Source organism: Bradyrhizobium ottawaense (assembly GCF_900099825.1).
In the GTDB taxonomy this organism is placed as follows: Bacteria; Pseudomonadota; Alphaproteobacteria; order Rhizobiales; family Xanthobacteraceae; genus Bradyrhizobium; species Bradyrhizobium ottawaense_A.
The window spans coordinates 1,041,379-1,061,111 of record NZ_LT629693.1; the positions used below are offsets into that span (position 1 = coordinate 1,041,379).

Consider the following 19,733-nt stretch of genomic DNA (forward strand, 5'->3'; position numbering starts at 1 on the left):
TGCGATAGTCCCCGGGGCGATAGTCCCCGGGCGCTAGCCGCCGGCCCGGAGGCACGGGCCGCCCCGATCCGGCGACGGTTAACGCCGTTGGCAGATTCCCGGCCCCGCGATGTTTGAGACCGGGCCATCCGATGGTATTATTGCCGGTCGTCTGTAGCGTCTTCGGAGTATCCCATGGCCCCCCGCGCCAACTGGAAGGGTTTTCTGCGCCTTTCGCTCGTGACCTGCCCGGTCGCTCTGTATCCGGCGACCTCGGATACCGAAAAGGTCTCCTTCAACCAGATCAACCGCAAGACCGGCCACCGCATCAAATATGCCAAGGTCGATGCCGATACCGGCGAGGAAGTCGCCAACGAAGACATCATGAAGGGCTACAAGATCGACACCGACACCTACATCGAGGTGTCGAAGGACGAGCTTGACGACATCGCGCTGGAATCGACCCGCACCATCGAGATCGACGAATTCGTTCCGCGAACCGATATCGACAGCCGCTATGTGATCCGCCCCTATTATCTGGTGCCGGACGGCAAGGTCGGCCATGACGCCTTCGCGGTGATCCGCGAAACCATCCGCACCATGAACAAGGTCGCGATCGGCCGCGTGGTGCTGACCAACCGCGAGCACATCATCGCGCTGGAGCCGCTCGACAACGGCCTGATGGGAACGTTGCTGCGCTACCCCTACGAGGTCCGCAACGAGAAGGAATATTTCGACGACATCCAGGACGTCAAAATCACCAAGGACATGCTGGATCTCGCCAAGCATATCGTCGAGCAGAAATCCGGCTCGTTCGAGCCGGACCAGTTCGAGGACCGCTACGAGCAGGCCCTGATCGACCTGATCAACCAGAAGCGCAACGGCCTCGGCACGACCGCCAAGGCCGCCCCGAAATCCGGTGGCAATGTCATCAATCTGATGGACGCGCTCAAGCGCAGCCTTGCCGGCGAAAGGCAGGCGGCGCCCGCCGCCAAGGGCCAGGTCCAAGAGAAAACGAAGGGCAAGAAGCCGAAGAAGCGCGTCGAGGGCCAGCGCGAAATGCTGCTGCCGATCAGCGGCGGCGGCAAGCGCGCCGTCAAGGAAAATGCCAAAGAAGCGCCGAAGAAGGCCGAGAAGCCGGTGCGCAGCACCGCCCGCGCGAAGAAGGCCGGATGATCGCGCGAGCGCCGGCGCGGGATTTAAGCGCCGGCCTCAATCGCCGCCACAGTCGCCGTCCCCACCGAAATCCAATCCGCTGAAATCGCCGCCGTCACCACTGCCGCGCGACCGCTTCCTGAACATCAGATCCATCAGCAGGACGAAGACCAGTACGGCGGCGAAAATGCGCCACGGGTATTGCCTGACATAGTCGATGATTTTCGGACCCCAGGTCAGAAGCAAAGGCCCAAACAGCAGCTCCTGCATGACGCCGCGGCCGATCTGCCGCTACTTGAGCGACGTGCTGACGTCGGCGAACTTGGTGCTCAAGGCGGTGCCGATGCCGTTGACGACGGTCACGATCACGATGCTGAGGCCGCCGGCAATGATGCAATATTCGATAGCGGTCGTGCCGGATTCATCGTCAAAGAATTTCTTGATTATTTGGCGCATCCCAATCTCCTGTCGGCGCTTTCCATGGGATTCTCCAGCGCCATGCCAGGACGGAACGCTAAGCGAAGACGGTTGATGACGCCTTGATGAACAGGATGAACGATTGGTTAAGCCGGCGACGCAACGCACCCGGTATTCATACGGGCGGGAAAATTTACTTTGGAGTGTGGCTCGCCCTTCCATGGTCGCCCGATTGGCGTCGTCCGGAGTGAGCGCACATGGCCACGCAGAAGCGTGAGGCTCGAAAGAACTATATCGGCCTTTTGAGCGACGAGCTCGAAGCGCCGCACGCTGCCGCCTCGCCGGCCGCGGCCGATCGCCCGATCAGGAACTACGTTCTGGGCCTGATGGCCCATTTGTTCGGCCGCCGGCGCGAAGCGAGGTAATGTCCTCACCTCGCCAGGCCTTCTGCTCGGGCGGTTGCCGCCGCCATTTGGAGGGGTCAAGCCCCCGGGCGGCAAAACGCATATCTGCACTTCCGAAGGCAGGCGCCGCCTGCGCTTTACCGGGCGGTTAAATCCTGTTCCAACTGTCGGAAATGGGCCGGACCAAACCGGCCCGCCACATCCAAGGGGAGACCGCCATGAAACTCGGCACCGCCATTGCGGAAATCATGAAGCGCGAGGGCATCGAGATCCTCTGCGGCTACCCGGTCAACCATCTCATCGAATATGCCGCCAATGCCGACATCCGTCCGGTGATGGTGCGCCAGGAACGCATCGGCATCCACATGGCGGACGCGATCTCGCGCGTCACCTCGGGCCATTCGATCGGCGCGTTCTGCATGCAGCATGGACCCGGCGCCGAAAACGCCATGGGCGGCGTGGCGCAATGCTACGGCGAATCCGTTCCCGTGCTGGTGCTGCCGATGGGCTATGCGCGCAGGCTCGCCAATATCGACCCCAACTTCAACTCCAGCCAGGCGATGCGGTCATTCTCGAAATCGTCCGAGCCGATCAACATCGCCGCCGAAGTCTGCAACATCTTCCGCCGCGCCTTCACCAAGCTGAAGAACGGCCGCGGCGGGCCGGTGATCGTCGAAATCCCGGCTGACATGTGGAACGAGGACGTGCCGGAGCCGCTGAACTACACGCCGGTGCTGCGCACCCGTTACGGCGCCGACCCCGTGCATGTGAAGGAGGCCGCAGCGTTACTGGTCGGCGCCAGGCGGCCGGTGATCTATGCCGGCCAGGGCGTGCATTACGCAAAAGCCTGGCCGCAGCTCAAACGGCTGGCCGAACGTCTCGCCATTCCCGTCACCACCAGCCTCGGCGGCAAGTCGTCGTTTCCGGAAACGCATCCGCTGTCGCTCGGCTCGGGCGGCCTTGCCGTGCCGCGCGCGGTGCCGAAATTCCTCGCCGAAGCCGACGTGATCTTCGGCATCGGCTGCTCGTTTACGGAAACCTCGTTTGGCATCGCGATGCCGAAAGGCAAGACCATCATCCATTCGACGCTCGATCCCAACCATCTCAACAAGGATGTCGAGGCGAAGATCGGCCTGGTCGGCGATGCCGCCCTGGTGCTCGATGCGCTGCTGGAGGAAATCGGCAAGACCGTTGCGAAGGATCGCGACGCGAGCGCGGTCGCCGCCGAGATCGCGGCCTCGCACCAGGAGTGGCTGGCGAAGTGGATGCCGAAACTCACGCATCACGACGCGCCGCTCAATCCCTATCGCGTATTGTGGGACCTGCAGCACACCGTCGACATCAGGAATACCATCATCACCCATGATGCCGGCAGTCCGCGCGACCAGCTTTCGCCGTTCTGGAAATCGGTCGAGCCGTTGTCCTACATCGGCTGGGGCAAGACCACACAGCTCGGTTATGGATTGGGCCTGGCCATGGGCGCCAAACTGGCAAAGCCCGACAAGCTCTGTATCAACGTCTGGGGCGATGCAGCCATTGGGTTTACCGGCATGGATTTCGAGACCGCGGTGCGCGAGCGGATCCCGATCATGTCGATCCTGCTGAACAATTTCTCGATGGCGATTGAGTTGAAGGTGATGCCGATCTCGACCGAGAAATACCGCTCGACCGACATCTCAGGCGACTACGCCGCGATGGCGCGCGCCTTCGGCGGCTATGGCGAGCGGGTGACCAAGCCGGAAGACATCATCCCGGCGATCAAGCGCGGCATTGCGAAGACGCAGGAGGGCATTCCGGTGTTGCTGGAGTTCATCACCAGCAAGGAAACCGAGGTTTCCCGCCCCGGGACCTGAGCGTTAATCGCTTGGCTTGTCTGACTTTTTTGCGCGCCGGCTCTGGAAAAGGGCCCAATGGCGCTGGCCGGACCGCGTCCGGAATGAAATAATCGGTCCAGTCGAAGACCAACATGGGTCTCCTTGCAAATTGGCCCCCTCTCTCGGCCTGCGGGGCGAAATGGATTTGAGCGAATGACCGCGGTTCCGCCGGACGTGGTGGCCGATCTCGGCAAGCTGGTTGCCGAGCTGGAGCAGCGGCTCGAATCCAGTTTCGCCGCGCATGACGCCGCGATTGCCCAGCAGGCTGCGACCGCGCAGGAGAATGCCCAGCTGCAAAGCGAACTGGCGATCGCGCGTGACCGCCAGAATGCCAGTGCCGAGATTCTGCAATCCATCGCGAACACCTCGGGTGATGCCGAACAGGCGCTGCGACGGGTCGCGGAGACGACGGCGCGCCTGTTCGGCGCTTCCAGCGTCACGATCCGCATCGCCCGGGATGGCGAATGGGGCCAGTCGATCAACGTCGGTGCCGGTTCGGAGCGCATCGCTGCGGAAGTGTCGGCCGCACGACTGCGGCTTGGAGGCCGGAACCTGCCGAGCATGGTGCTGGGCGAAAACCGGCAGATCCACATTCCCGACCTTGACAATCCCGATCCTACGATCGTCGACTGGCCCGGTATTCCACCCGCCCGCGCGGCAGGCACCCGCGCCATGTCGGGCACACCGCTGCGGCGTGAGGGCAACCCGATCGGCGTTCTCATCGTGCATCGCGATCGGCCGGTACCTTTCACCGGCGAGGAACTGGCGGTGCAGCAAAGTTTCGCCGACCAGGCCGTGATCGCCATCGAGAACGCGCGGCTGTTCAACGAGACGAGAGAAGCGCTGGAACGGCAGACCGCAACGGCCGAAATCCTGAAGGTCATCGCCAGTTCGCCATCCGATGTGCAGCCGGTATTCGAGGCCATTGCGGCCAGCGCCAACAGGCTGGTTAGCGGTTACTCCACCGCGGTGTTCAGCATCGTCGATGATACGCTGCACTTGTCGGCTTTCACGCCAACCAATCCTGCAGCCGATGCGGCCCTCAAGGGGTCGTTCCCCAGACCGTTGTCGACAGGGCCATGGGCCGAACAAACCCGCAATGGCGAGATTATCCATGTCGCCGACATAGAAACCGACCCCGCCGTACCGGAGAATTTTCGGAGCGTGTGGCGGATGCGCGGCTTCCGTAGCCTTCTCTTGGTCCCATTGGTGCGCGACCGGGTCACGATAGGCATGATCAATGTGACTCGGACGGAGCCCGGCACATTTGCCGCTCATCACGTTCAGTTGCTCCAGACTTTCGCCGACCAAGCTGTGATCGCGATCCAGAACGCGCGGCTGTTCAACGAGACACAGCAAGCTCTGGAGCGGCAGACCGCGACCGCCGACATCCTCAAGGTGATCGCCTCCTCGCCGTCGGACGCGCAGCCGGTGTTCGAAGCGATTGCGACCAGCGCCAACCGCCTGGTCGGTGCGTTCGCGACTGCGGTCTTCCGCTTCATCGATGGCAGCGTCCATCTCGCCGCGTTCACTCCGGTCAATCCGGCTGCCGACGCAGCACTCAAGGGGGATTTCCCCACGCCTGTCGATGAGTTCGAGGGGTTCAGGCTGGCCCAGCACGGCACGCCGTTCCCTATCCCGGACACTGAAGAGATACCGCACGCGCCGATCAGGGAGATCGCGCGGCTGCATGGTTTCCGCAGCATGTTATTCGTACCCCTGATGAACGGCGGCGTCCCGATCGGCATCATCAGCGTAACGCGCGTCCAACCCGGATCGTTCGCCGATCACCATGTTCAGTTGCTGCAGACCTTCGCCGATCAGGCCGTCATCGCGATCGAAAATGCGCGGCTGTTCAACGAGACAAAGGAGGCGCTGGAGCAGCAGACCGCGACGGCCGAGGTCCTGAGCGTCATCAGCAGTTCAGCGGGCGACCTTGCGCCGGTATTCGACGCCATGCTCGGCAAGGCGATGCAGCTCTGCGGCGCCGCTTTCGGCGTGCTCAATACCTTCGACGGCGCCATGTTCCATACCGCTGCGACCTATGGGCTCCCCCCTGCCTATGACGAATACCGGCGCAAGCAGCCGCTGGATTACGGCCCGGGCACGGCGCCCGCGCGGCTGCTGCAGGGCGAACCGACTGTCGAAATCTACGACCTCCTCGACTCGGATACTTATCGCAAAGGCGAACCCAACCGCCGCGCGCTGGTCGACCTCGGGCGCGCGCGCTCGCTTCTCGCGGTGCCCTTGCTAAAGGAAGAGCACGTCGTCGGCAATTTCATGATTTTCCGGCAGGAGCCGGACCGCTTCACGGAAAAGCAGATTGCGCTGCTGAAGCAATTCGCGGCCCAGGCCGTCATCGCGATCGAGAACACGCGGCTGCTTCGCGAACTGCGCGCCAGCACCGAGGATCTCAGCGAATCGCTGCAGCAGCAGACCGCCACCGCCGACGTGCTCAAGGTCATCAGCCGCTCGGCGTTCGACCTGCAGGCGGTGCTCGATACGCTGGTTGAATCGGCAGCCCGGCTCTGCGAGGCGGATATGGCCGCCATCACCCGGCGGATAGGCGACGTCTTCTATCGGGCAGGGTCGTACGGCTTTCCGCAGCAATTCAAGGACTATGCGCGCGCCACTCCCGTGACGCCGGACCGGCGAACAATCACCGGCAGGACGTTGCTCGAAGGGCACATCGTCCACGTCGAGGATGTACTCGCCGATCCCGACTATGATTTCGAAGGCCAGCAACTGAGCGGCAATCCCCGCAGCTTCCTCGGCGTGCCGTTGCTGCGCGAGGGCATCCCGATCGGCGCGTTGACGTTGACCCGATTGGCCGTCAAGCCCTTTACCGCCAAACAGATCGAACTGATCACGACTTTCGCCGACCAGGCCGTCATCGCCATCGAGAACGTGCGCCTGTTCGACGAGGTGCAGGCGAAGACGCGTGACCTCTCCGAAGCGCTGACCTACCAGACCGGAAGCGCCAACATCCTCAGCGTGATTGCTTCCTCGCCAACCGATGTCGGGCCGGTTCTCAAGGCCATTGTCGAGAGTGCCTGCGAGCTTTGCGGCGCCTTTGATTCAGTCGTGCTCCTGAAGGACGGCGACGACCTGCGTTTCAGCGCGCACCATGGCCCGATACCGATGAGTCTGGAGAAGTGGCCGATCAACCGCAACTGGACCGCCGGGCGTGCGTTTCTCGATCGAAAACCGGTGCACGTGCACGACCTCCTCTCCTCTGAAGGCGACGATTTCCCCGAGGGCCGGGAGATGTCGCGCCGCATGGGCCATCGCAGTATCTTGAGCGTACCTTTGCTGCGCGAGGGCGAAAGCATCGGAACCATCGTGCTTCGCCGGACGGAGGTGAATCCGTTCAGCGATAAACAGATTACCTTGCTGCAGACCTTTGCCGACCAGGCCGTGATCGCCCTTGGCAATGTCAGGCTGTTCGAGGAGGTGCAGGAGAAAACCCGCGACCTCTCAGAGGCGCTGACCTACCAGACCGGGAGCAGCAATATCCTCAGCGTAATCGCATCTTCGCCAACCGACGTTGCGCCTGTACTCAAGGCCATTGTCAAGAGTGCCTGCGAGCTTTGCAGTGCGTACGATGCCGTGGTGCGGCTTAGGGACGGCGACGATCTGCGCCTGAGCGCGCATCAGGGTCCGATACCGACAAGTCTCGATAGATTGCCAATCACCCGCGACGTGACCGCGGGACGTGCGTTTCTCGACAAGAAGCCGGTTCATGTACACGACCTGCTATCCCCTGAAGGCGATCAATTTCCAAAAGCACAGGAGATGTCGCGTCATGAGGGAGGCCATCGCACAATCCTGAGCATACCGCTGCTGCGCGAGGGTGAAAGCATCGGAGCGATTGTGCTTCGGCGTATTGAAGTGCATCCGTTCAGCGACAAACAGATTGCCTTGCTGCAGACTTTTGCTGACCAGGCCGTGATCGCCATCGGCAATGCCAGGCTGTTCGAACAGGTCCAGGAGCGCACCAGAGAATTATCGCAATCGCTCGACAATCTGCGCACCGCGCAGGACCGGCTGGTGCAGACCGAAAAATTGGCTTCGCTCGGCCAGCTCACCGCCGGCATCGCGCACGAGATCAAGAACCCGCTCAACTTCGTCAACAATTTTGCGGCCCTTTCCGCCGAACTGACCGACGAGTTGAACGACGCGCTGAAGCCCGCCGTGCTCGCCGACAAAATCCGCCGGGAAGTCGACGAATTGACCGACCTGCTCAAGGACAATCTGGAAAAAGTTGTCCAGCACGGCCAGCGCGCCGACTCCATCGTCAAGAACATGCTGCTGCATTCGCGCGAGGGCTCCGGCGATCACCGGCCGGCCGACGTCAACGCGCTGGTCGATGAAAGCCTCAACCTCGCCTATCACGGCGCCCGCGCCGAAAAGCCCGACTTCAATGTCACGCTGCAGCGCGACTTCGATTCCAGCGCCGGTATGATCGAGGCGTTTCCGCAGGAAATTACCCGCGTCTTCCTCAACCTGATTTCGAACGGCTTCTATGCCGTGAACAAACGCAGGCTCCAGTCCGGCAACGCCGCGTTCGATCCGGTGCTCAGCGTCGCCACCCGCGATCTCGGCGACAGCGTTGAGATCCGCATCCGCGACAACGGCACCGGCATCCCCGACGAGGTCAAGGACAAGATGTTCAATCCGTTCTTCACGACCAAGCCTGCCGGCGAAGGCACCGGGCTCGGCCTGTCGATGAGCCATGACATCATCGTCAAACAACATGGCGGCACAATCGACGTCGAGACGGAGCCCGGACAATTCACCGAGTTCCGGATCGTTCTGCCGAGGACCAGCACGCCTCCAAACAAGAGCCGAGGTCAGACGTGAACATTTTGGTGCTTGTGGTCGACGATGAGCCCGACGTCGAGGCGTTGTTTCGTCAGCAATTTCGCAAGGATTTGCGCGCGCAGCGTTTTGTGATGGATTTCGCCAATTCGGCGGCCGACGCATTGTCGCGCATCGCCGCCACGATCGAGCAGTCGCTGATCCTGATCCTGTCGGACATCAACATGCCCGGGATGACGGGGCTCGAGATGCTGCCCAAGGTCAAGGCGATGCGGCCCGATGTACCCGTCATCATGATCACCGCCTATGGCGACCCCGACACCCGGCGCAAGGCGATCGAAGGCGGCGCAACCGGGTTGTTGACCAAACCGATCGACTTCACCCTGCTGCGGGAAGAGATCGATACGCGTCTGGAAAAGGCGAGCTAGGCGCCCTGCCCGATGCCCGATCTTATTCCGCCATCTCCGCCGGCGGCGTAGCCGGACCGGCCAGCGGCCGTTCTTCCATCGCGATCATGCAGACCGCGCCGAGGGCGAGCAGCGCAGTGGCCGCACCGAACACGTAGCGGAACGCCGAGATCATGTCGGCTACGGGAATCGAATTCACCGAGCCGCGATGTTCGCCGGCGAGCGAGATATCCGCCCCCAGCGCCATCAGCAGGATCGCGGTAAACGCCGCGACCGTGAACGACGACATCAGCGAGCGAAAGAAATTCATTGCGCCGGTCACGGTGCCGATCTGCGCGCGCGCCACCGAGTTCTGCAGCGAGACCACGCTGACGGGAAAGGTCGTGCCGAGGCCGAGCGCGAACAGCGCCAGCACGATCAGGAATCCCCACAGCGGCAGCGTCGTCACCGTCAGCACGGTCCCGAAAACCACCGCCATCGAGGTGCCGACGACGGCCACGCGCTTGTAGTGCTTGGCGCGCGACATGGTCTTGCCGGCGATCGCGGCGCCGCAGGTCGAGACTGCGGCAATCGGGATCAGCGCCAGACCGGCCTCGCTGGCGCTGAGGTGATAGACCACCTCGTAATAGAGCGGCAATTGAACGGTAAGGCCGGTAATGGCGCCGAGCGCACAGCCACCCGCGGTCATGGCGTAAGGCGCGATCGGCCCGCGCATCAAGGACAGCGGCAGGAACGGCTCGTCGGCATTGTTCGCATGCCAGACGAAGGCGAACGCCAGCGCCACGGAAGCGCCGATCATGGAAAGGATCACCGGCGACAGCCACAGATAGCGGTTGCCGCCCCAGGTCAGGACCAGCATGACCACGACAGCAGACCCCATCAGCAGCACGCCGCCGAGCCAGTCGACCTTGCGCTTGCGATGGAACACCGGAATCTTGCCCATCTTCGGCAGCAGCAGCGCCAGCGCGCCGAGCGCCAGCGGCACGTTGATCCAGAAGATCATCGACCAGTGCAGATGTTCGGCGAACACGCCGCCCAGCACCGGCCCGAGCAATCCGGCCGCCATCCACACGCCCGAGAAGTAAGCCTGGTACTGGCCGCGCTCGCGCGGAGAGACCACGTCGGAGATCACGGTCTGCACCACCGGCATGATGCCGCCGCCGCCGAGCCCCTGCAGGCCGCGCGCGAGGATCAGCACGGGCATGTTGGGCGCCACCGCGCAGAGGATCGATCCCACCGTGAACATGGTGAGCGAAACAGTGATCATGACGCGGCGGCCGTAGATGTCGCTCAGCGTGCCGAACACCGGCGCCACCGCGGTCGAGGCCAAAAGATACGCCGTGATCACCCAGGACAGGTTGCTGACGTCATTGAATTGCCGGCCGATGGTCGGCAGCGCTGTGGCGACGATGGTCTGGTCGAGCGCGGCCAGGAACATCGTCAGCAGCAGGCTCATCAGGATGGTGCGGACCTCGTCCGGGGTCAGCGGCGCGCGCGGCGCCAGCGACGGCGCATCGCTAATCTCGATGACCTCGGTCGTGATGTGCGAAAGCTCGTGGGCCAAATCGTCGGGCAATGTCGTCTGGTCGGCAGAGTCCTGCCGTTCGAACTTGTTCATATCGAGCGTAATATTCTTCTGCGCGGCCCAAAGTGGCCGGAATGGAATCGCTATTTCCTGCTCTATTTACGGGAGAAATCGCACGCCGGGCAGCACCCCGGGCGCATGGGTGCATCCCGCAGGGGCATCTTCGCGTTTATGTGATCGATCAGCGGCGCTCAGAGCTTTGCGCTCAAGGCTTTAAGCCGAAGCTTTCACGTTCAGGCTTTCGGCCGCTTCTTCAGCTTTGCCCGCTTCGGCAGCAGCGCCGGCCACTGCACGATGTGATCCTCGAGGTCCTCATCGGCGATCTCGTTCTCGGTGCCCTGCACCCGGCCGCGCACGGAAACGCCGGCTTCATGCACGGTGTTGGGATCGCCCGAGATCAGCGGGTGCCACCAGTAGAGATCGCGGCCTTCGGCGACGAGCTTGTAGCCGCAGCTCGGCGGCAACCAGTTCAGGGTGCGGACGTTTTCGGGCGTCAGACGGACGCAATCCGGAACCTTGTCGGAACGGTTCTTGTAGTCCTTGCAGGCGCACAGCCCCGAATCGAGCAGCTTGCAGGAAACATGGGTGAAATAGATCTTGCCGGTATCTTCGTCCTCGAGCTTTTCCAGGCAGCAGCGCGCACAGCCGTCGCACAGACTTTCCCATTCGGCGTTGGACATCTCTTCCAACGTCTTGGTTTTCCAGAAGAATCCCTCTTGGCCTGAGATTGGCTTGGGCGGTGCGGTCATGAAACTGGATATGGTCCGGGTCGGTTCGGTTGCAGCCTTCTAGGGGGTAGCGGACCCCCGTTGCAAGCGGCGCGGCCAGAGTTCCCATAAAAGCCGGGGCAGCGTTAGTCCTGACCACCAAAATCGTGAGCGGGAGCATTGGTTTATGGCCCCCGCTCGGATAGAACAGCCGCGAGTCCCCCAGGTCGTCAAGCGGGTCGCAAAAGCGCCTTGGGTTTGCCGCAACATCGAAGCAAGACGTCTCCACAGTGCCCGGCCGGCGCTGGAACGCCTGCGAAATGACCAAGGGTCCCGGTGCGCCAGATCGTACCTCCACACTGGAAGCAGAAGATCCGGAATTTCTTTCTGGATCTCGATGCGCGTATCGACTCGACGCTGTTCTCGTCGGGCAAGGGCCTGCGCGAACTCTATGAGCGCTATTCCACCTTCATGGACCGCTTCTATGTCGGCCGCTGGAAGCGCTGGGTCTTCATCGAGCCGTTGTCGGAAGCCGCCACCATCGGCCTCGGCGGGCTGATCCTGATGCTGGCGCTGGCGATCCCGGCGTTTCGCGAAACCGCCGATGACGACTGGCTGAAGAAGTCCGATCTCGCGGTGACGTTCCTCGATCGCTACGGCACGCCGATCGGCAGCCGCGGCATCAAGCACAACGACTCGATCCCGCTGGAAGATTTTCCGGACAACCTGATCAAGGCGACGCTGGCGACCGAAGACCGCCGCTTCTACGACCATTTCGGCATCGACATCGCCGGCACCGCGCGCGCGCTCGTCACCAACGCCCAGGCCGGCGGCGTCCGCCAGGGCGGCTCGTCGATCACCCAGCAGCTGGCGAAGAACCTGTTCCTGAACAACGAGCGCACCATCGAGCGCAAGGTGAAGGAGGCCTTCCTCGCGGTCTGGCTGGAAACCCGCCTGACCAAGAACGAAATCCTGAAACTCTATCTCGACCGCGCCTATATGGGCGGCGGTACCTTCGGCGTCGATGGTGCTGCGCACTTCTACTTCAACAAGTCGGCGCGCGACGTCAATCTGGCGGAGTCGGCGATGCTGGCCGGCCTGTTCAAGGCGCCGACCAAATACGCCCCGCACATCAACCTGCCCGCCGCGCGCGCCCGCGCCAACGTGGTGCTCGACAATCTCGTCGATGCCGGCTTCATGACCGAAGGCCAGGTGTTCGGCGCCCGGCGCAATCCGGCCGTCGCCGTCGACCGCCGCGACGAGGCTTCGCCGAACTACTATCTCGACTACGCCTTCGACGAGATGCGCAAGCTGGTCGACACCTTCCCGAAATCCTATACCGAGCGCGTCTTCGTGGTCCGCACCTCGATCGACATGAACGTGCAGCACGCCGCCGAAGAGGCGATCGAAAACCAGCTGCGCCAGTTCGGCCGCGATTATCACGCGACGCAAGCCGCGACCGTGGTCGGCGATCTCGACGGCGGCGTTCGCGCGATGGTCGGCGGCCGCGACTATGGTGCCAGCCAGTTCAACCGCGCCGTCGACGCCTACCGCCAGCCGGGCTCGTCGTTCAAGCCGTATGTCTATACGACAGCACTTCTGAACGGCTTCAAGCCGACCTCGATCGTGGTCGACGGCCCGGTCTGCATCGGCAACTGGTGCCCGCAGAACTATGGCCACTCCTATTCCGGATCGGTGACGCTGACGCAGGCCATCACTCGCTCGATCAACGTCGTTCCGGTAAAACTGTCGATTGCGCTCGGCGGCAAGTCGCCGAACCCGGCCAAGGTCGGCCGTGCCAAGATCGTCGAGGTGGCGCGCCGCTTCGGCCTCACGGCGCCGCTGCCGGACACGCCGTCGTTGCCGATCGGTTCCGATGAGGTCACGGTGCTCGAACACGCGGTCGCCTATGCGACCTTCCCGAACAAGGGCAAGTCGGTCAAGCCGCACGCCGTGCTGGAAGTCCGTACCGGCGCCGGCGACCTGGTCTGGCGCTTCGACCGCGACGGCAAGAAGCCGGTGCAAGCCATTCCCGCGTCGGTTGCCGCCGACATGGCCGGTATGATGAGCCACGTCGTCAGCGAAGGCACTGCGCGGCGGGCCGCGCTCGACGGCATCCCGACCGCCGGCAAGACCGGCACCACCAACGCCTATCGCGATGCCTGGTTCGTCGGCTACACCGGCAACTTCACCTGCGCGGTGTGGTACGGCAACGACGACTATTCGCCGACCAACCGCATGACCGGCGGCTCGCTGCCGGCACAGACCTGGCACGACATCATGGTGGTCGCGCATCAGGGCGTCGAGGTGAAGGAAATCGCAGGCATCGGCATGGGCACGAAACTGCCGCCGGCTACCACCCCCGCCACCGTCGCGGCCAATGGTGCGCCGCGGGTGCTGGAGACCAAGCCTGGACCACCGCCGGTGCTGACGCGGCGCGGCGCGGATATCCTGGTGCGCGTCGAAAAGCTGCTCGACGACGCCGGCAAGACCGCAGGCAAGACCGCGGCCACCGAACCGGCGGCGACCAAGCCGACATCCTCCAGCGCGCTGGCCTTCCCGGAGAACTATATCGCCGCGGCAGGCGACCAGGCTCCGCCGGCGCCGCGGAAGAACTAGTCGCATGATCCGGAAAAGTGGAAGCCGGTTTTCCGGCGAGATCATGCGCAAACAAACTAAGCACCACATTCCGGTTCAACCGGAATCGGATGCAATGGTTTTGCGGAGCACTGGGTTTTGCGGCTGATCTTCATCACCTTGCTGGCGCTGATTCTGGCCACCGTCGTCGGCCTCGGCTCGACCTACATGACGGCAACGCGTGGCACCGATCTCGGCACGCTCACGATCGGCGCCTGGACGGCGCGGCCGAAGAGCGGCACCGCCGATGTCGATCCCTATTCGCGCGCCTCGATTGCGCGCAGCGGCGAGTTGCCGATCGGCACCGGCGACGGCATCGCCTTCTCGGCCACGTCAGACGACAAGAAGAAGCCGCTCGACGGCCGCTGCGACATCGTCGTCAGCGGCGTGACGCCGGCGGCGCGGTTCTGGACGCTGACGCTGTTCGACCGCAAGGGACATCTGGTCGCGAATTCGCTGCAGCGCTATGGCTTCACCAGCCAGGAAATCGTCCGCGGCTCCGACGGCGCCTTCGAGATCCGCGTCGCGGCGCGCTCGCGCGCCGGCAACTGGCTGCCGACCGGCGGCATCGAGCGTTACGCGCTGATGCTGCGGCTGTACGATACGCCGGTTGGCGTGGCGACACGGACGCAGCGCGACGCGCCGATGCCCTCGATAACAACGGTGGGCTGCCCATGATCCGGCTGCTGTTCACGATCATCGCAGGCGTGCTGCTCGGCGGCGTGGTGCATCTCGTCAGCGTGCTGGCGCTGCCGCGCATCGCCTCCCAGGACGCCTATTCGCGCCTGACGCCGACGACCAAGCTCAATGCGGTGACGCCGTTGCCGCTCGCCGATCCCGCCAATTCGCCGATGCCGTTCATGGACCCGGCCTTCGCCATGGCGATCTGCCGGTACGACCTGTCGGGCGGACCGATCAAGCTCACGGTGCCGGTCAGCCAGGCCTATACGTCGGTGTCGTTCTACACCCGCAACGAAGTCGCCTATTACGCCATCAACGATCGCTCGGCCGGCCGCAAGGTGATCGAACTCGACCTGATGACGGAAGCCCAGCACAACGAACTGCCCGAGGACGAGGAAGTCACCGCCGCCGACCGGCTGATCATCGACTCGCCGACCGCAACCGGGCTGATCCTGCTGAAGGCACTCGCGCCCGAGCCCGGCCTGATGCCGCAGGCGCAGGCGACGCTCGCGGCATCGAGCTGCGCTGTGCAGACCGATGCACCGCCGCCGGTCAAACAGCCCGAGCCTGCGCCGGCGCCACCAGTCCCGGCGCAACGCGGCAGGCGCTGATTCTTTTGTTTGACGCGTTTTCGTTACGCGAACCGGTACCCACCCACGGATCAAGTCCGAGGGCATGCTTCGCTCGAAAGCGCTATGGATGCACCAAGCCGCACCGGCAACGCTCGTAGTCCACGGGATCGTGGCTGCTGAAGATCGTAACGGTGTCGCCTTGCGTTGCCTTCAGCGTCCGCAGCCGTTCCTGATTTTCGATCCGCATCGCGCGATCCATATCGGCACGGCGCTGAAACAGCCCGAGCACCAGCGGCATCTTCGGCCTAGCTTCAATCTGGCCATGGAAGAAGTAGGCGTCGCCGGCGTGCAACAGCCATTTGTCCTTGGTGCGCACGGCGATGCCGCAATGGCCGAGTGTATGCCCGGGCAACGGGATCATCAAAATATCAGGCTCGCGATCGCCGAGCGCACGCACGCCCTTGAAGCCGAACCAGTCTTCACCGCCCTCCCCGTAGAACGCCCATTGCGGACCATGCTTCCATTGGTCGGTGATGTAGCGGCCCTTCGGCGCCGGTGTCCGATGCGACACCGCCATGTCGTGCTCGCGGCGATCGACATGCACCTTGGCGTCAGGAAAGTCCGGAATGCCGCCGGCATGATCGCGGTCGAGATGCGTCAGCAGCAGATGCCGCACATCCGACGGGGAATAGCCGAGCGCCTTGACCTGCTGAACCGCGGTCTCGGCGGGGTCGAGCCGGGGCGTGGTCTGTCGCACCCATTTCGGTCCGAGCCGCGGCGGGTTGGCGATATCGTCGAGCCCGATGCCGGTATCGACCAGCGCCAGCCCGTCATTGGTCTCGATCAGCAGGCAGTGGCACACCATGCGCGCCCGCTGAAAAATACTGCCGGTGCCGTTCACCAGCCGCCGGCCGATCGGGGCACATGGTGCCGGTGTTGAGATGGTGGACGCGCATGACGAACTCCCTGGCTGCAATCAGGCGTCCTGCTTGCCATTCGCCATGTCATAGGTAAAATATTGATATCTGATAGTATCGATAGTAAATAACTATGGATATCCGCGAGCTCCGTTACTTCGCCGCCGTGTTCAGCGAGCGCAACCTGACGGCGGCGGCGAAACGCTGCTTCATCTCGCAGCCTTCGATCTCGGCCGCGATCACCCATCTGGAAGCCGAGCTCGGCACCACGCTGTTCGTCCGCCACAAGAAGGGCATGTCGCCGACCGCATCGGCCGAGCAATTTCATGCGGCCGCCCGCCGCATCATCGACGAGGCGGACGCCGCCAAAAATCTGTTCCGGAAGCCGTCGACGCGACACGCGCTGACGCTCGGCCTGATGCGCACGCTCGACATGCCCCGAACCATCGCCTTGCTGAAGCCGTTGACCGGCATATCCGACATCGCGCTCCGCCTCGTCGGCATCAACGAGGCCGCCGACGCGCGGATCATTTCGAAGAACATCCTCAAGCCGGGCGAGCACTTCGTTCCGCTCTGGGTCGAGCGCTATGTCGCGGCGCTGCCGCCATCGCATCCGCTGACACTGAAGGAACGGCTGCGCACGTCCGACCTGGCCGGTGTCGCCATGATCGACCGCTGCCATTGCGAGCAGAGCGAATTCTTCGGCCGCGCGGCGTCGTCGCCGCGTCAACCAGTTGCGGCGATCGCGGAGTCGGAAGATTGGGCGATGGCTTTGGTGGCGGCCGGTGTCGGCATCGCCATCGTCCCGGAAGGCGTGGCGCGCGGCCGTGCGGATGTCGCCGTGCGCGAGATCGACGTCGACGTGAAGCGCCAGGTCGGCCTCGCCTACAGCGCGGCGCGGCCGCTGCCGGAGGCGCTGCAGAACTTTATCGCGCAGCTAAGGCCACGGCGGCCCAAGATCCGTCGAGCCAAGACGATCGGAAAAGCGAGACGTTAGCCCTTCACCGTCACCGCGCGCCCGAGCACCGGCTGCGCGGCGACCGGCGGATTGGCGGTTTGGGCGGCGAGCTCGCCGATCAGCCGGTCGGCGTCGGCGGCGATGTTGTCCGGTGTCTGGATCACCAGCCGCTCCAGCGCCCAGCGATAGGACGAGATCCGCCGCTCCAGGCATTGCTGGACCCATTGCACGATCAGTGTGTTCTCTTCCATGCGGGCGACCGCATCGGCCTGTTCGCGCGCCGACAGTTCCGACACCATTTTCAGGCTGGCATTGCGCTTGCGGTCGAGTTCGATGACGCGCGACGCCGTGGCGAAGAACGGCTCGAACCGGGTAATGTCGTTGCGAACGTCCTCGATCAATTGCTGATAGCGCGAGGTGTGCGAGCGGTGCGGCTCGTCGATCAGAGCGCGCCCATAGGTGGTGCGGTCGAACACCACCTTCTGCCGCCAGGGCGAGGGCAGCGGCTGGTAATCGCCGAACACGCTCTTCCAGGCGGGGCGCGAATGGGGCGGCTCGATCAGGGGAAACGCGAAGTCGCGGAGCTGGCGTTCGTTCTCGGTGAGCTGGAACTGCGACGGCGTCATCCCGACGCTTCCGGTTGCCTCCGCCCCGAGCCAGCGATGCATGTCGTCGTTGCGGAAATCGCCCCGGGTGCGGCCGAAATCGCCGCCGCTGCAGCCGCCAAGGAGGCTGCCAAGGGCCACGCTCACCGCCAGCAGCATGAGAGCCGGGTGTGACCGAATCCCGGCGATCCGGGTCGGATGGGGCATCTCCGGCATTTCAAACGTCCGTTGTCAGGGGCGCCGACGGCGACGGCGTCCGGGGGCTGTACCTTCTTCCGGGCCGCGTCCGTCGCCGGTCTCGCCGGCGTCGCGTTCGATCCGGACCACAGGAAGGATCAGTACGGTTCCCAGGCCATCGCGTGGAGCGCCATCCATGCTTGAGCCCAGCCGCCGCGTAACCGCATCTGCCGGGAATTCAATGATGGTACCCATGTTGGTTCTCTCTGGTTGCCGCGCGGACATGATTTGGCCGGCGACATGCGATCATTAAGAACAAGGTATGGTTAATGGCTTCTTAATTTGCGATGGCGCCCCACCGACGAACCCGCGCTGTGTCTCATTCGACACCCGCAAAATTCACGCATTATTTCACAGGTTGTTTTCCTTAACCGGCTCTTAAAGCGCCGCGCGTAGGCTTTCGCGAAGGATGACCGAAGTCGCGTACCTGACATGACCGCAGCTCCATTATTTCCGGGTTTCGACGGGCTGATGACGCTCTCGCGTCGCGAGGGCGTCGATATTCGCCCGACCTTGCTGCGCGTGCTGACCGACCTCTACGTACAGGCGAGCGCCCATTCCTCCGACGAGGAGCGGCAGTTCGTCGAACTGACCTCCCGCCTGATCGATCAGGTCGACGACGCCACGCGCGCGGCGGTGCGGGCGCGGCTGTCGGTCTATCCCGCGACGCCTGCCGAAATCATGGACAAGCTCGGACTGCGGCGTTCGCATCCCGCCCAGATCGCGCCGGTCGCATCATCCATCGCCACGGCCGCACCGGAAGCCGCGCCGGTGAAGGCGCCGACGGAGGCGCAACTACGAATGGCGTCCAACCTGTCGATGCGGCCGAACGATGCCGCCGAAATCAGCGACATGTTCTTCGCCGCCGGCGCCAGCGAACGCGCGCTGATCCTGCACAATCTCTCCGACACGCCGCTGAAGGCCTCGGCCCGGATACCTGCCGCCCGCGCCACGCGCGCCATCCAGATACTGGAGATGGCCGCGTACGCCCAGGATGCCGAAAGTTTTGCGCTCGAGATCGGCGAGGCCCTGATCCTGCCGGCGCGGATCGCGACCCAGGTGGTCAACGATCCCGGCGGCGAGCCATTGGCTTGCGCGGCCCGTGCCCTGGACATGCCGAGTGCGGCGTTCCAGCGCGTGCTGATGTTCCTCAATCCCGAATTCGGCTCGTCCGTGAACAACGTCTATCGGCTGTCGCGGCTCTACGACCGGCTCACCGAACGATCCGCGCTGGTGATGCTGGCGGCGTGGCGCGGCTCGACCATGGCGGTGACCCGCGCCAAATACCGCCCCGCGCTGTACGACGACGAGCGAAACCGCGCCCGCGTCACCACGCCCCAGACGCGTCCGGCCGTGCAGCCCGGCAGCGCGCCGGGCATCCGTACCGGCACCGACGGTTCGAAGCGCTAGACCGTTTAGCCCTTCGCCAGATCCAGAAAATGCCGCCCCGCCCGGTCTTCGGTCTCGACGATCCAGACGTCAGGATCGAAACGGATTTCCTTGGCGAGACGTTCTTCGACGGCCTGCTCCGGCACCGGCTGCGGGGAAGCGGACGTGAAGATACGCTCGGTCGGCCGGCTCTCGTCATAAACTGTCTGCGGCGCGGGCGCATACAGCATGGCATTGCCGTCGAGCGTGGCCACCTTGACGAACACCGCGCCGGCCTCTTCGGCGCCGCGCCTGCGCACGGCGCCGAATACGCCCTCGGTCTGGCAGCGGCGCAGATAGGCGGCCACCCATATGGCAGATTTCAATCGCATCGTGGCGACGGTATAGG

Annotated in this window: 18 protein-coding genes; 10 read left to right on the forward strand and 8 right to left on the reverse strand. The window is 63.8% G+C overall.

Annotated features, from left to right (window positions below):
- Nucleotides 1-174: 174 nt before the first annotated feature.
- Nucleotides 175-1,155, forward strand: coding sequence for a Ku protein (locus BLR13_RS05070; RefSeq protein WP_074827055.1), 981 nt, complete (start codon nucleotides 175-177; stop codon nucleotides 1,153-1,155).
- Nucleotides 1,156-1,191: 36 nt separating this feature from the next.
- On the opposite strand, the gene BLR13_RS05075 is transcribed toward BLR13_RS05070, so the two are convergent.
- Together BLR13_RS05075 and BLR13_RS05080 are read right to left on the reverse strand one after the other, a co-directional pair.
- Nucleotides 1,192-1,404: a hypothetical protein gene (locus tag BLR13_RS05075; RefSeq protein ID WP_074827053.1), complete on the reverse strand. Its 213-nt coding sequence runs from the start codon at nucleotides 1,402-1,404 to the stop codon at nucleotides 1,192-1,194.
- A 21-nt stretch (nucleotides 1,405-1,425) separates the two neighbouring features.
- Complete coding sequence (locus BLR13_RS05080; RefSeq protein WP_074827050.1) at nucleotides 1,426-1,590, reverse strand: Flp family type IVb pilin; 165 nt, start codon at nucleotides 1,588-1,590, stop codon at nucleotides 1,426-1,428.
- Between the two features lie 218 nt (nucleotides 1,591-1,808).
- Between BLR13_RS05080 and BLR13_RS39930 the strand changes: the two genes are divergently transcribed.
- From BLR13_RS39930 to BLR13_RS05095, 4 genes are all read left to right on the forward strand, one after another.
- Entirely contained in the window at nucleotides 1,809-1,976 is a 168-nt protein-coding gene (locus BLR13_RS39930) for a hypothetical protein (protein WP_154070867.1), read from the forward strand.
- Nucleotides 1,977-2,173: 197 nt separating this feature from the next.
- Nucleotides 2,174-3,808 carry a thiamine pyrophosphate-requiring protein gene (locus BLR13_RS05085; RefSeq protein WP_074831882.1) on the forward strand — a complete coding sequence of 545 codons (1,635 nt, stop codon included), beginning with the start codon at nucleotides 2,174-2,176 and terminating at the stop codon, nucleotides 3,806-3,808.
- A 174-nt stretch (nucleotides 3,809-3,982) separates the two neighbouring features.
- Nucleotides 3,983-8,692: a GAF domain-containing protein gene (locus BLR13_RS05090; protein ID WP_083387644.1), complete on the forward strand. Its 4,710-nt coding sequence runs from the start codon at nucleotides 3,983-3,985 to the stop codon at nucleotides 8,690-8,692.
- Entirely contained in the window at nucleotides 8,689-9,078 is a 390-nt protein-coding gene (locus BLR13_RS05095; RefSeq protein WP_074827047.1) for a response regulator, read from the forward strand. The genes BLR13_RS05090 and BLR13_RS05095 overlap by 4 nt, the downstream gene beginning before the upstream one ends.
- A 22-nt stretch (nucleotides 9,079-9,100) precedes the next feature.
- On the opposite strand, the gene BLR13_RS05100 is transcribed toward BLR13_RS05095, so the two are convergent.
- Together BLR13_RS05100 and BLR13_RS05105 are read right to left on the reverse strand one after the other, a co-directional pair.
- On the reverse strand, nucleotides 9,101-10,675 hold the full coding sequence (locus BLR13_RS05100; RefSeq protein ID WP_074827044.1) for an MDR family MFS transporter: 1,575 nt from the start codon (nucleotides 10,673-10,675) through the stop codon (nucleotides 9,101-9,103).
- Between the two features lie 200 nt (nucleotides 10,676-10,875).
- A complete protein-coding gene (locus tag BLR13_RS05105) occupies nucleotides 10,876-11,391 on the reverse strand; it encodes a YcgN family cysteine cluster protein (RefSeq protein WP_074827041.1) in 516 nt (171 codons plus the stop codon).
- 294 nt (nucleotides 11,392-11,685) lie between these two features.
- On the opposite strand from BLR13_RS05105, the gene BLR13_RS05110 reads away from it, so the two are divergent.
- The 3 genes from BLR13_RS05110 to BLR13_RS05120 all read left to right on the forward strand — a co-directional run bounded on the left by BLR13_RS05110 (nucleotide 11,686) and on the right by BLR13_RS05120 (nucleotide 15,278).
- The gene (locus tag BLR13_RS05110; protein WP_074827038.1) at nucleotides 11,686-13,968 is read left to right on the forward strand and encodes a transglycosylase domain-containing protein; all 2,283 of its coding nucleotides are present in this window, start codon (nucleotides 11,686-11,688) and stop codon (nucleotides 13,966-13,968) included.
- A gap of 117 nt (nucleotides 13,969-14,085) precedes the next feature.
- Entirely contained in the window at nucleotides 14,086-14,664 is a 579-nt protein-coding gene (locus BLR13_RS05115) for a DUF1214 domain-containing protein (protein ID WP_074827035.1), read from the forward strand.
- Complete coding sequence (locus BLR13_RS05120; protein ID WP_074827032.1) at nucleotides 14,661-15,278, forward strand: DUF1254 domain-containing protein; 618 nt, start codon at nucleotides 14,661-14,663, stop codon at nucleotides 15,276-15,278. The genes BLR13_RS05115 and BLR13_RS05120 overlap by 4 nt, the downstream gene beginning before the upstream one ends.
- A gap of 82 nt (nucleotides 15,279-15,360) precedes the next feature.
- On the opposite strand, the gene BLR13_RS05125 is transcribed toward BLR13_RS05120, so the two are convergent.
- Nucleotides 15,361-16,215 carry an MBL fold metallo-hydrolase gene (locus BLR13_RS05125; protein ID WP_244525097.1) on the reverse strand — a complete coding sequence of 285 codons (855 nt, stop codon included), beginning with the start codon at nucleotides 16,213-16,215 and terminating at the stop codon, nucleotides 15,361-15,363.
- Nucleotides 16,216-16,289: 74 nt separating this feature from the next.
- Between BLR13_RS05125 and BLR13_RS05130 the strand changes: the two genes are divergently transcribed.
- The gene (locus BLR13_RS05130; RefSeq protein WP_074827029.1) at nucleotides 16,290-17,153 is read left to right on the forward strand and encodes a LysR family transcriptional regulator; all 864 of its coding nucleotides are present in this window, start codon (nucleotides 16,290-16,292) and stop codon (nucleotides 17,151-17,153) included.
- Here BLR13_RS05130 and BLR13_RS05135 read toward each other — a convergent pair.
- Together BLR13_RS05135 and BLR13_RS41600 are read right to left on the reverse strand one after the other, a co-directional pair.
- Nucleotides 17,150-17,926, reverse strand: a complete 777-nt coding sequence (locus tag BLR13_RS05135; protein WP_074831874.1) for a hypothetical protein — start codon at nucleotides 17,924-17,926, stop codon at nucleotides 17,150-17,152. The genes BLR13_RS05130 and BLR13_RS05135 overlap by 4 nt on opposite strands.
- Before the next feature lie 24 nt (nucleotides 17,927-17,950).
- Nucleotides 17,951-18,151 carry a hypothetical protein gene (locus BLR13_RS41600; RefSeq protein ID WP_074827023.1) on the reverse strand — a complete coding sequence of 67 codons (201 nt, stop codon included), beginning with the start codon at nucleotides 18,149-18,151 and terminating at the stop codon, nucleotides 17,951-17,953.
- A gap of 237 nt (nucleotides 18,152-18,388) precedes the next feature.
- Between BLR13_RS41600 and BLR13_RS05145 the strand changes: the two genes are divergently transcribed.
- Nucleotides 18,389-19,366 carry a DUF2336 domain-containing protein gene (locus BLR13_RS05145; protein WP_074827015.1) on the forward strand — a complete coding sequence of 326 codons (978 nt, stop codon included), beginning with the start codon at nucleotides 18,389-18,391 and terminating at the stop codon, nucleotides 19,364-19,366.
- 5 nt (nucleotides 19,367-19,371) lie between these two features.
- Here the strand turns inward: BLR13_RS05145 and BLR13_RS05150 are convergent, their stop codons facing one another.
- Nucleotides 19,372-19,716 (reverse strand): DUF1491 family protein, encoded by a 345-nt coding sequence (locus BLR13_RS05150; RefSeq protein WP_074827011.1) that lies wholly within the window; start codon nucleotides 19,714-19,716, stop codon nucleotides 19,372-19,374.
- Between the last annotated feature and the right edge of the window lie 17 nt (nucleotides 19,717-19,733).